The following is a 12477-nucleotide window of genomic DNA, read 5'->3' on the forward strand; positions in this document are numbered from 1 at the left end:
GCGACTTCGCCGCGTCGGCCAGCGGAACGGGCGGCCCGATCGCGCCCGCCCACCCCGTGAGCGCCCGGTGCAGCAGCTCCGGGCGCCCGGCGGCGTCCGGCTCGGGCACGACCATCCGGGGCTGCTCGTACTCCATGTCGAGCAGCACCCCCTGTCCGACAGCAGGGGCAACCGCCTCGCGGGCGGGCCGCAGCAGCACACCCACCGCGACCTTGTCCGGCAGCGGCCAGCCAATGCGCGCGGCCCGCTCCGAGAGCGCCTCGGCCGGATCGCCCCGGTGGTGCTCGGCGAGCAGCAGTTCCATCAACCGCCGTTGCAGACGCAGGCGTTCGCCGGCCTGCCGGGCGGCGGCCTCGGCGTATCCGCGTACGGACTGGTCGACCAGCCCGTCCAGATACTCGTAACCGGCGTCGACCAGCTCGTACATCGCGGGCGGCGGGATCTCCACACGCGTCCCGATCTCGGCGAAACGGCGCCAGGCGAGCCGTACACCGAGCCGGTAGATCGCCTGGAGCGAATCGAGGCTGCGGCCGTGCAGACCCTCGCCGCGGCCGAACTCCTGGAAGACCTCGGGGTGGACGCGCGGGCGGCCCTCGGCGGTCTCCAGGTGCTGGACGAACACCTCGATGGCCCGCCGGATCCCGACCAGCGCCATCGGCTCGCCGGAGTCGTCGAGCACGACGGGCAGATGGGGATATTCGTGACGTATTTCCTGAAGGATCTCCTCGGCGAGTATGGGCGCCTCGGCCATGGCGAGCGCCGCGAACTGGCGCACCTGGAGGCGCGGCACGTCGTGCCAGGCCGAGCGCACGGTGACAGGTCCCCGGCGTAGGGCCATGGTCAGCGCTCCTGGCCGGCCGTCTCATAGGTGATGAGCGGCGTGTTCGGCTGTTCCGGGGTCGCGTCGAGCAGCGCGACGATACCGAGGGCGGCGCCCACGGCTAGTGCGGCGGCGGCCGCCACGGTCAACAGGGCGGCAAGCAGTCTGGGCATCGCGGGTCAGCCTCTCTGTCGGAGGTCGTCCCCACCTGAGCGCTCCGCTGGGAGCGCCGTCCGAACCTGCGGACCGAATGTGGCTGATCGCGCAGTTCCCCGCGCCCCTTCGGGGCACGGGACATCCCCACCTTCACCGGTCCCGTCCGGCGAGCCCCCAGTCTCGACAACGCATTGACACTTCGTCAAGGGTGCGCCTACGGTTCCCGCCCCATACCGCACGTGCACCCTCCCCCACCGTGCCGGCACAGCCCGTGCCGTGTCACCACGAGCCCCTGGAGTGCCCGGATGCGCCGTACAACCACTCCCTTTTCACTGGTCGTCCTGGGTCTGGGCGTGTTCCTGCTCGTCCTGGCCCCCCTGCTCGCCTGGTACGTCGAGCCACGTGCTCAACGCACGCCCGTCGACATCGACTCGAAGACGGTCTTCACCGGTACGGGCAGCTATTTCGACACGGACGAGATCGAAACCGTCCGCGACAAGAAGATCACCATCACCCGACAGGTCCGCGGCGATGTCGCCGACAGCGAGAAGAGCGGCCGGGCCGTCTGGGACGTGTCCACCTCCGTGGACACCGCCAAGTCGCTGCCCGCCGCCGACCCCCACGACTCGCTGCAGTGGACCATGGAGCGCTGGGTCACCGACCGCAGGACGAACAAGCCGGTCCACTGCTGCGACGAGGAGCCGTACTACGAGGGCGAGGCCTACCTGAAGTTCCCCTTCGACGTGCAGAAACGCTCCTACATCTGGTGGGACAGCACGCTCGGCTCGACCGTCACGCTGGCGTACAAGGGCACGAAGAAGATCCAGGGGTACGAGGGCCTCCGCTTCACCGGAACCGTGCGCGCCACCAAGACCGGAACCCGGCTGGTGCCGGGCACGATCGTCGGCGAGAAGGACGCCGGCCAGGTGCTCGCCGAGGAGTGGTACGCCAACCACGGAATCGAGCTCGTGGCCGACCAGCGCACGGGCCGGATCATCTACGCGGCGATCGGCCCCCGCAAGACGCTCCGGGCCCCCGGAGGCGACAAGGACGCCGTGGTGCTGCTCGACAGCGAGCGAATCGCCTTCACCCCCGAGACCCAGAAGGAACAGGTCGACCTGGCCGACAAGGACAGCAGCCAACTGCGCATGGTGGGGCAGACGTTGCCCCTGGGTGCCGGTGTGGCGGGTTTCCTGCTCGCAGTTGTGGGGGTCGTTTTGGTGGTACGCGGGCGTCCGCATCCCGAAACGTCCGAGAGCTCCCAGCAGCCGCTCACAATGTGATGAGACGTCAGCTGGATAAAGCCCCGAAATTGTCACTTCGGTGAGTAGCCGCATCGAACCAGCGGGCGAAAACTATCCACCCCACCCGAACACAGCCCGCCCACATCCCCGTCACAGCCGGACCGCATCACCCACACCGATCAGCCCCACAGGTTCCGTCCCACAGGTTCCGTCCCACAGATCCGTACGGATTCGATCCGCAGGAGATTCAGGACTCCCGCACAGGACCACATCGAAGCCGTGAGGATCGGCTCCACCGGAACGGGGAACTCGCGGCACATCCCGCGCCGCGGGGACCGACAGAACCGCACCCCCACCCCGACCGCGACCCATCCGCACCGCGCGACCTGACCGACCCGCACCGCGAGACACGACCGATCCGCACCGGGAGACCGTCACCACCTTCGCACCGAGCCCCACCTCACCCCCCACTCCACCCTCACGCTGGTTCCGCACCCCGAGACGAGTTGGAGCACCCATGCCCCAGCACGTGCCTTCGTCGTTGCGCGCCGCCTTCCCCCGCTCCGCGCAGCGACCCCCGGCGCTTCCCCCACAGCCGCGCCGAATCGTTTTCCTCGCCCGTCGTGACTTCGGCAACGAAGCCGCGGGCGGCTCCGAACTGCTCGTCGACAGACTCGCCGAGGGCCTGACCCACCTCGGTCACCAGGTCACCCTGCTCTGCGGCGGCCCCGCCGCGTACCGCGACTACCGTGTCGTGTCGGCGGGCGGCGACCTCGGCCACTACCTGCGCGCCCGATCGGCGTTCCAGCGCCAGATCGGCGACTGCGACCTGCTCGTCGAGGTCTGCAACGGCATGCCCTACCTGGCGCCGCTGTGGCACCGCGGGCCGACCCTCTGCCTGGTCAACCACGTGCACACCGACCTGTGGCGGATGCGGTTCAACGGGCCGCTGGCGCCCGCCGCCCGGCTCGGGCGAAGACTCGAACACTGGGCCCTCGCCGGCGCACAGCGCCACAACCTGCTGGTCGCCGTCTCCCCGTCGACGGCACACGCGCTGCGCGCGATCGGGGTCGAGCGCGAGCGCATCCGGGTCGTGCACAACGGTGTCGAGGAGCCCGGCCCGCCGGCCGAGCGCTCCCCGGAACCGCTGTTCCTGGCGATGGGCCGGCTCGTCGAGTACAAGCGGATCGATCTGCTGCTGCGGCTGTGGGAGCGGGTCCGCCCGGTCACCGGCGGCCGGCTGGTGATCGTCGGCGACGGACCCGAACGGGAGCGGCTCGAACAACTCGCGGGCCCCGGCGTCGAGTTCAGAGGTCATGTCTCCGAGGCGGAGAAGCACCGGCTGCTCTGCGCCGCCTGGCTGCTGCTGCATCCCTCGGCCGTCGAGGGGTGGGGCCTGGTGGTGACGGAGGCGGCGGCCCGCGAGACACCGGCCATCGCCTTCGACGTACCCGGCCTGCGCGACTCGATCGTGGACGGCGAGACGGGCCTGCTGGCCCGCGGCGAGTCCTCGTTCGCGGCGGCCTGGTGCACCCTCGCCCTGTCCACCCACCGTCGCACGCTCATGGGCAAGGCGGCGGGCGACCGCGCCACCCAGTTCCGTTGGCACCGCACGGTCCGCCAGTTCAGAGCGGTGGCGACGGAGGCGGTGAGGAGCTGGACGCCATGACGCCCGCTCGGGGCAATCGGCCGGAACAACGGGGTACGGGCCCGGGTACAGGCACGGGCCCGGGTACAGGCACGGGTTTCAAGGACCCCTCCTTCCGCCGTTCCCTCGCCCTCTTCCGCGCCTTCCGCCATGAACAGGACGACCCCGAGGCCTGCTACTCGCTGCTGGCGCGCGACGCCGCGGACCAGGTGGAGGCGTACGACGGCCCGGTGAAGGGCCGGACAGTCGTGGACATCGGCGGCGGGGGCGGCTACTTCACGGACGAGTTCCGGCGGCGCGGCGCGCACGGCTATCTCTTCGAGCCGGACATGCGGGAACTCGGGCCGAAGCCGCCGGAGGGCGCTGTCGTCGCCGACGGCTATCTGCTGCCGCTCGCCGACGCGGTCGCCGACGTCTGCTTCTCCTCCAACGTCCTGGAGCACGTGGCGGACCCGCAGACCTTCCTCAGCGAGATGGTGCGGGTGACGAAACCCGGCGGCCTGATCTACGTGTCGTTCACCAACTGGCTGTCCCCGTGGGGCGGTCACGAGTGGGCGCCCTGGCACTACCTGGGAGCCGAGCGGGCCCGCGCCCGCTACAGCCGGCGTACCGGCAGGCCCGCCAAGCACACCCTCGGCGAGAACCTCTTCGCCGTACACATCGGACCCACCCTGCGGCAGGTGCGCGCCCGGGACGACGTCACGGTCGTCTCGGCGCGCTCCCGCTACTGGCCGTTCCTCGCCCAGGCCGTCGTGAAAGCGCCGGGGCTGCGCGAGTTCGCCACCTGGAACCTCCTCCTCATTCTCCGGCGGTATCCATGACCAGCACGGTCCAGGCCCCTCCCCCGGCGCGCACCCGTCCGCTCGCCCCCGACCCCGGCCCCGCCCGGGGCCCGCGGTCGCGGCGGTGGCTGCTGGGGTTCTGGGCCGTGGTGTTCGTGCTGTTCCTCGCGGTGGACCCGGGCCGGCAGACCTTCGACACGAAGCTCGGTGTCGCGCTCGACCCGTGGCAGTTCCTGTCCGACCTGGGCCAGTTGTGGCACGACCGGGGCGGCTTCGGCGGAATCGCGGACCAGTACGTCGGCTACGCCTTCCCGATGCTGCCGTACTACGGCCTGTGCGAGCTGATCAACCTCCCGGTGTGGCTGGCCGAGCGGCTGTGGATGTCGCTGATCGTGGCGGTCGCCTTCTGGGGCGCGCTGCGGCTCGCCGAACGGCTGGACATCGGCAGCCACGCGTCCCGACTGCTCGGCGCGGTCGCGTACGCGCTGTGGCCGGTGTTCACGATCGTCGTCGGCTCGACCTCGGCCGCCGCGCTCCCCGGCGCCTTCCTCCCGTGGGTGCTGCTGCCGCTGACGAACGAGCGCCACAGCGCCCGGGTCGCCGCACTGCGCTCGGCGCTGGTCATCCCCTTCATGGGCGGGGTCAACGCGGCCTCGACCCTGGCCTCCCTGCTGCCAGTTGGTCTCTATCTCCTCTCCCGCCCGCGCGGCCCCCGGCAGCGCAAGCTGATCGCCTGGTGGATCCCGGGCGTGATCCTGGCGACCGCCTGGTGGGTGGTCCCACTCCTCGTGCTGGGCATCTACGGCGAGAACTTCCTTCCTTACGTGGAGAGTTCACAGACCACGACGGACACCATGTCGGCCACGGAGGCCCTGCGCGGCGCCGGGAACTGGGTCGCGTATCTGAACTTCGGCGAGGCCTGGCTGCCGGCCGGCTGGACGGTCGCGGCCTCGGTGGTCGTGATCGTCTCGTCGGCGCTCGCGGCCGGGCTCGGTCTCGCCGGACTGGCCCGCCGTGACCTGCCCGAGCGGCGCTGGCTGGTCCTGACCGTGCTGTCGGTCGCGCTCATCACCCTTGCCGGGTACGGCGGTTCGTTCGGCGCGCCCTTCCACGGGGTCGTCCAGGACTGGCTGGACGGCGGACTCGTGCCCTTCCGGAACATCTACAAGTTCCAGACCGGACTGGCCCTCGCCCTCGTCTTCGGCCTGATGCACCTGGTCGGCGTCGCCTCTCAGTCGCGTGGCGCCCGTCCCGTGCGCGGCCGCCGGTACGTGGCCCTGGTCGCGGCGGTCCTCGTACTCCCCGGTCTCGCCTGGCCCTACCTCAACGGGTCGATCCTGCAGCCGGGTTCGTTCCAGCAGCTTCCCAAGTACTGGCAGTCCACGGCCGACTGGCTGGAGAAGTACTCGCCGGACTCGCGTGCCCTCGTCGTGCCCGCCACCGCGCACGGCATCTACACCTGGGGCTCGCCCATCGACCAGCCGCTCGACGTGCTCGCCGAGTCCCGCTGGGCCCAGCGGGACTACGTGCCGTTCGGCACCGCGGGCAACCGGCGTGCGATGGACGCGGTCGAGCAGTCCCTGCTGACGGGCGGCGAAGTCCCGGGCCTGGCCGACTACTTGAGCCGGGCCGGCCTCTACTACGTCGTCGTACGCAACGATCTCGACCCCGACCAGCTCGGCTACGTACCGACCACGACCGTCAAGCGCACCCTGGAGGAGTCGGGCTACCGGCGGGTGACCGGCCTCGGTCCGGTGATGACGGGCGGGCGCATCGCGGAGAACACCCCCGTACAGATAGAGGGGTTGTACCCGCGGCAGCGGGCCGTCGAGATCTACGAGCCGGCGAGCGCGGACGTGCCGCGGCCCGGGCAGGCCGGTCTGAAGGCGGTCGCCGACACGGCCGTCGTCTCCGGCGGGCCCGAGGCGCTGCTGCCGCTGTCCGCCGACCCGGCCATGCGGGACCGGGCCGCCGTGCTGACCGGCGACAACCATCCCGGGCTCGGCGCACCCGAGTTGCAGGTGGTGGGCGACGGACTACGGCGCGCCGACACACGGTTCGGCCTGGTCAACGCCAACACCTCGTACACGTACACCCGCAACGAACGCAATCACTCCGGCAGCTTCCAGGACGCCGGTGAGAAGCCGCACCAGATCCTGCCGACCGAGGGAATCGAGCACCAGACGGTGGCCGAACTGCGCGGCGCGCGCTCGGTGTCCGCGTCGTCGAGCGGGAACTGGATGTTCTATCTGCCGCAGTACGACCCGGTGAACGCCTTCGACGGAAATCCGAACACCGCGTGGGCGGAGGGCGCGGCGGATTCGGCGGACGGGCAGTGGCTGCGGATCGGCTTCACGGACAAGACGGAGATCCCCGACTCGATCCGGGTCACCCCGCTGCCGCAGAACAGCGTGCGGTCGGCGCCGACCCGGGTGCGCGTGGAGACGGAGCGCGGCTCCGAGACGAGCACCCTCCAGGCCAACGGCATGCGTCAGCGCATCAAGGCCCCCGAAGGGGCGACGAGTTGGCTGAAGGTCACCATCGTCGACTCGGCGGCCCGGCGCTCCGACCTGTCCGGCGCGGGCTTCTCCGAGATCACCATTCCCGACGTCCAGGTGACCCGCATGCTGCGGCTCCCGACGGACGCCGAGCGCACCGACGCGGCCGCCGAGGTCGTCTCGCTGCACCGCGCCACCGACCCGGGCGGCTTCTCGCCGACGGGCACGGAGGCGGGGCTGCACCGCCGCTGGACCTCGGAGTCGGCGGGCACGTACGAGGTGAAGGCGAGCGCGATCCCCGTGCCGAGCGACGAGCTCGACGAGCTGCTCTACAAGGTCGCGCCCGAGCAGCGGAACCGGATCACGGCGACCGCCGACTCGACGGCCCTGCTCGGCACCGGGCTCTCGCCGCGCAACCTCACCGACGGCAATCTGTCCACGGCCTGGATCGCCGGGGACAACCCGACCGTCCGTCTGCGCTGGCCGGACAAGCAGGCCGTGGGCGAGATCGTGCTGGCTCCGGCGGGCGGGCTCTCCACCCGGCCGACGGAGGTCAACATCAGCTCGCCGGACGGCTCGACGATCGCGGGTGTCGACGAGAACGGTGTCGTCCGCTTCGATCCGATCACCACGGACCGGCTCGACATCACCATCACCGAGACGGCCCCGATGACCGTCCACAACCCGCTCGCCGACGAGGACCTGCAACTGCCGGTCGGCCTCACCGAGGCGTACATCCCGGCCCTGGACCAGTACCGCACCCCGCAGCCCCGGTCCGACCGCACCTTCGACGTCCCCTGCGGCGAGGGCCCGACGCTCGCCGTCGACGACGAGCTGTACGAGACCAGCGCGAAGGGCACGGTACGGGACCTCGTCGAGCGGCGGCCCATCGAACTGACGCTCTGCCAGGAGGGGCGCGCAGACCCCGAGTTGTCCCTCGGCTCGGGCGCGCACCGGGTCGAGGCGGGCGACGCGGGACCACTCGCCGTCACCGACGTCACGCTGACCCGCGGCACGCTCACCACGCCCACCGCGCTCGACCGTGAACTCGGCATCCGGGACTGGCTCGGCGACCGCCGCGAGGTGTCCGTCGGCTCGGGCGCGGCCTCGTACCTGACGACGTACGAGAACTTCAACGACGGCTGGAAGGCCACGCTGAACGGCAAGAAGCTCGACCCGGTACGGCTCGACGGCTGGCAGCAGGGCTGGCGGGTCCCGGCGGGCGCGGGCGGCACGGTCAAGCTCTCGTACGAGCCGTCCACGCTGTACGAGGCCGGGCTGATCGGCGGCGGTGTCGCGGTGCTCCTGCTCGCGGGGCTCGTGCTGTACCGGCGGAACTCGCCCAACACGGACGAGCCCTCGCCGGTGCCGCCGCCGCCCGGTCTGATCCTGGGCACGGTCGTGCTCACGCTGGTCGGGATCGTGATCGCCGGGTTCTTCGCGCTGCTGGTGCCTCTGCTGGCGCTGCTCGCGTGGCGGCGGCACGTCCTGCTGGTGCCCATCGCGTTCCTCGCGCTCGCGGGGGCCGGGATCGCCGCCGCGACCGGGGCCGGGGAGCCGGTCTCCGAGGGCGCGGGGGCGTTCGGGCCCACGGCCCAACTGCTGGCGCTGATCGGGCTGTTCGCCGGGTTGGTGTCGGTCGGGGGGGCCTCGTACGGGGCTCGGAGTCCCGGCGGCCCCGGCGGTCCCGGCGGAGGTCAGGCCTTCGGGGCTGCCGGCGCTCTCGGGTATCCGGGAGCTCCCGGCACTCCACCCAGCGCTCCTCCCGGCACAGGCACTCCTGCCACGCCGGGGTATCCCGGCGCCCCCAGGGCCGGCGCGCTGCCACCACCGGCGCCGGGCACCGAGGCGCCGACCGAGCCGCTGCCGCAGCGGCGGCGGGGTGAGAGCGCGGGGCCGGGCGCGTCCGAATCGTCCCCGGCGCCCGAGGCACAGCACGGGATGCCCGGAGTGTCCGGGACGGCCGGACCGACCTCCGGAGAGGCCGAGGCCCCGCCCGCCCCCACCGTGGCGTCCGGTCCGACGATCTCCGCCCGCGGGCCGGGGTCCGCGCAGCCGGAACCCGACCCGCCCACCACCCGGTTCGGCTTCCGGAAGCCGAAGTTCAAGGCGACACCGCCTCAGGAGCCGAGGCCGGAACGGCCCGGAGGGGCGAGGCCCGCGGACCCCGAGGACGCCAGGCCGGCCCGCCCCGAGGAGACGCGGCCGGTACGACCCGAGGAGACGGGGGAAGGCGAACACACATGACCACGCTGGACCACCCGGCACGCGACGGCACGGACGGCCCCGTAAGGCCGCCCGCCCGCATCCCGTTCCCCGTCGTGGACGAGGTCGCCCGGCACTGCCTCCAGGAGGAGGAGCCGGAGACCGTCCACATCGAGGTGCATCTGCCGGGCCGTCTCGACCCGGACCGGCTGCGGAGGGCGTTCACCGGGGCCCTGCACCGCCATCCCCGCATCCTGATGCGCGAGGCGCGGCGCCCCTGGTACGGGCGGCGCTACGAGTGGGAGCTCACCCCGGACGCGGACGTGGAGGTCGTCCTGTTCCCGCCGCCGGACCGGGACGCCCTGAAGCACGCCCGCGACCGGGCTCTCCAGGACGCCCCGCCGCTGTCGGCCTCGCCGCCGATCCGCCTTGAGGTCGTCCTCGATCCGGAGGCCGACGACACGGTCCTCTTCGTCACCATCAACCACACCGCCCTCGACGGCCCGGCCTGTCTGCGGGTCCTCGCCACCGCCGCCGAGCTGTACGGCGGCCGGGACAACTCTCCCGCGGCGCCCCCGACCCGTACGACGGCCGAGGCGCCTGGCGCCATCGACGCGCCCTCCAGCTGGGCCCCGCCCGCGCGGGTGGCGCACGGCGCGCCCGAGCACTCGCCCGGCAACGGCATGCTCGTCGCCGAGTTCGGCGTCCCGCGCCGGCCCAAGGGCTCCCCGTACACCGTGAACGACCAGCTCATGGTGGCCACCGCCCTGATGATCACCCACTGGAACCGGGAACACGGCGCCCGGCCGCGCCCGTTGCGCATCACGATGCCGGTGGACGACCGTACCCGTGACACCGACATGCCGATCGGCAACGGCACGCGGCTCGTCGAAGTCCCCTTCGCTCCGGAGGAGTTGGACGCCTCGGACATGGCGGGCCTGCTGCGGCGCACGGCGGACCGCACCCGTGCGCTCAAGTCGCTGCCGCGGCCCCAACTCGGTCACGGGGCAGCCCTGTTGACGGCGCCCGTGGTCCCGGTGGCCTGGCGGGCCGCGTTCACCCGGGGGCTGCGGAGGGCCGCCGGGCCCTGGACGTCGACCACGCTGCTGAGCAACATCGGCCGCATTCCGTACGCCCTCGACTTCGGCGAGGGGGCGGGGCGCGCGCACGCGGTGTGGTTCTCGGCGCCGGCCCGGATGCCGCGCGGGCTGACAGTCACAACCGCGTCCACCGCGGGCCGGCTGCACGTGGCGTTCCGCTGGTCCCGCAGGCTGCTCAGCCACGGTGACGGCTCCCATCTCCGCGACCTCTTCGAGCACTACCTGCACGCCACGGAACACGCCACGGAGAGTGCCCCATGACCACGGCTCCGCCCCGCCGGCCGTCCGGCGGCCAACCTCCGCACGGACTGCGGGACTTCTACGAGGACCCGGCCGTGCCGGTCGCCTCCGGTGCGCCCCGAAGTCTGCGCCAGGCCCGGATGCTGGCCGCCGCGCTCGGCCCGGCCACGTCCGGTTCGCGGACGGTCCTCGACATCGGCTGCGGCGACGGCTCCGCGGCCGCGACGGCCGCGCCGCTCCTGGCCGGCCATCGCATCGTCGGCGTCGACTGGTCCCAGGACGCCCTCAGACGCGCCCACGCCCATCTTCCGTACGCGGTACGCGGCGAACTCACCGACGGCGGGCTGCCGTTCAGGTCCGCCTCCGCCGACGCCGTCCTGTTCAGCGAGGTCGTCGAACACCTCGTGGACCCGGACGCGGCGCTCGACGAGATCCACCGGATCCTCCGCCCGGGAGGTCATCTCATGCTCTCCACACCGAACTTGGCCGCCTGGTACAACCGCGCACTGCTGCTCGCCGGTGTCCAGCCCGTCTTCTCCGAGGTGAGCCTGCGCGCCATCCACGGCCGCCCCGGCAAGGAGGTCGTGGGCCATCTGCGGCTCTACACGGCCCGCGCGCTGCGGGAGTTCGTGACCGCGTCGGGCTTCGAGGTCGTACGGCTGAAGGGCGCGCCCTTCCACGGCGTGCCCCGGCCCATGCAGCCCCTGGACCGGCTGGCGTGTGCCGTGCCGTCGATGTCCTCGATCCTGCTCCTGCACGCGCGAAGGACGTAGACCATGTGGTGGGGGGTGGCCGCGGCCCTGCTCGCGAACGTGCTCTACAGCACCGGATTCGTGCTGGAGAAACGGGCGTTGGCGGCGATGCCCCAGGTGACCGTCCGGCAGCCGGCCCAGCTGCTGCGGCTGGTCCTCGGCAGTCCGCTGTGGATCGGCGGCTCCCTCGCCCTGGCGTCCGGCTTCGGGGCGCAGCTCGTCGTCTACCGCACGCTGCCGATCGCCGCCGCGCAGGGCATCTTCGTCTCCGGTCTGGTGATCCTCGTCCTGCTCTCCTCGGTGCTGCTCGGCGAGGAGACCTCGGGCCGCGAGCGGTACGCGATCGGTGCGATCCTCGTCGCGCTGCTCATGGTCGTCCTGTCCCTCAAGGAAGGCTCCGACACGGTCAGCCGAAGCGCCCCCGCCCCGCTGATCCTGCTCGTCTGCGTACCGTCGCTCGCGACGGGCGTCTGGCTGTACGCGTCCGCCGAGCGCCGCGCCCGCCACCGGCACCGCATGCCGACCACGGGCGTCGAGTACGGCGTGGCGGTGGGCCTGTTGTACGGGGTCAGCTCGCTGGCCATCAAGGGGGTGTCGAGCCACCTCACCTCAAGCGGCCTCGGCGGTGCGGTGGTCGATCTGCTCCGCTCCCCGTACCCGTATCTCCTGCTGTTCACCGGCGCGTTCGGCCTGGTGATGTCGCAGGCGGCTCTGCAGCGCTGCCGGGCCTCGCTGATCGTGCCGGTCTGTACGACGGTGACCTGTCTGTTCACCGCGGTGCTCGGCACGCTCGCGTTCGGCGAGGCGCTGCCCGAGGACCCGCTGCGGCTGGCGCTGCGCATCGGCGGTACGGCGCTGGCGGTCTCCGTACTCCTGGCGATGCCCAAGCACGACCCGCCGGCACAGCCCGGTCCGCCGGCCCAGCACGATCCACCGGAGGAGCCCCAACCCCCGCCCCCCACAAGGGAGTTGACCACTGATGAACCCCGACGACCCGTTGCTGAAGATACTGGCGTGCCCGCTGGACAAGGG

At 72.1% G+C, this 12477-nt stretch carries 9 protein-coding genes; 7 read left to right on the forward strand and 2 right to left on the reverse strand.

Annotated features, from left to right (window positions below; all coding sequences use genetic code 11):
- The coding region (locus tag O3Q52_RS36680; protein ID WP_269652938.1) for a PucR family transcriptional regulator at positions 1 to 838 on the reverse strand (838 nt) is incomplete at its 3' end.
- Positions 839 to 840: 2 nt separating this feature from the next.
- On the reverse strand, positions 841 to 993 hold the full coding sequence (locus tag O3Q52_RS36685; RefSeq protein WP_269652939.1) for a hypothetical protein: 153 nt from the start codon (positions 991 to 993) through the stop codon (positions 841 to 843).
- Positions 994 to 1281: 288 nt separating this feature from the next.
- Between O3Q52_RS36685 and O3Q52_RS36690 the strand changes: the two genes are divergently transcribed.
- From O3Q52_RS36690 to O3Q52_RS36720, 7 genes are all read left to right on the forward strand, one after another.
- A complete protein-coding gene (locus O3Q52_RS36690) occupies positions 1282 to 2259 on the forward strand; it encodes a DUF3068 domain-containing protein (protein WP_269652940.1) in 978 nt (325 codons plus the stop codon).
- A gap of 478 nt (positions 2260 to 2737) precedes the next feature.
- Entirely contained in the window at positions 2738 to 3889 is a 1152-nt protein-coding gene (locus tag O3Q52_RS36695; protein WP_269652941.1) for a glycosyltransferase family 4 protein, read from the forward strand.
- Complete coding sequence (locus O3Q52_RS36700; protein WP_269652942.1) at positions 3886 to 4689, forward strand: class I SAM-dependent methyltransferase; 804 nt, start codon at positions 3886 to 3888, stop codon at positions 4687 to 4689. Before O3Q52_RS36695 ends, O3Q52_RS36700 begins: the two co-directional genes overlap by 4 nt.
- Entirely contained in the window at positions 4686 to 9395 is a 4710-nt protein-coding gene (locus O3Q52_RS36705; RefSeq protein ID WP_269652943.1) for an alpha-(1->3)-arabinofuranosyltransferase, read from the forward strand. The genes O3Q52_RS36700 and O3Q52_RS36705 overlap by 4 nt, the downstream gene beginning before the upstream one ends.
- A complete protein-coding gene (locus tag O3Q52_RS36710; RefSeq protein WP_269652944.1) occupies positions 9392 to 10714 on the forward strand; it encodes a condensation protein in 1323 nt (440 codons plus the stop codon). Before O3Q52_RS36705 ends, O3Q52_RS36710 begins: the two co-directional genes overlap by 4 nt.
- A complete protein-coding gene (locus O3Q52_RS36715; RefSeq protein WP_269652945.1) occupies positions 10711 to 11466 on the forward strand; it encodes a bifunctional 2-polyprenyl-6-hydroxyphenol methylase/3-demethylubiquinol 3-O-methyltransferase UbiG in 756 nt (251 codons plus the stop codon). The genes O3Q52_RS36710 and O3Q52_RS36715 overlap by 4 nt, the downstream gene beginning before the upstream one ends.
- Before the next feature lie 15 nt (positions 11467 to 11481).
- Positions 11482 to 12477 (forward strand): hypothetical protein (locus tag O3Q52_RS36720; protein WP_269652946.1); only part of this gene is annotated, 996 nt, incomplete at its 3' end.

Source organism: Streptomyces sp. ActVer, from assembly GCF_027270795.1.
In the GTDB taxonomy this organism is placed as follows: domain Bacteria; phylum Actinomycetota; class Actinomycetes; order Streptomycetales; family Streptomycetaceae; genus Streptomyces; species Streptomyces umbrinus_A.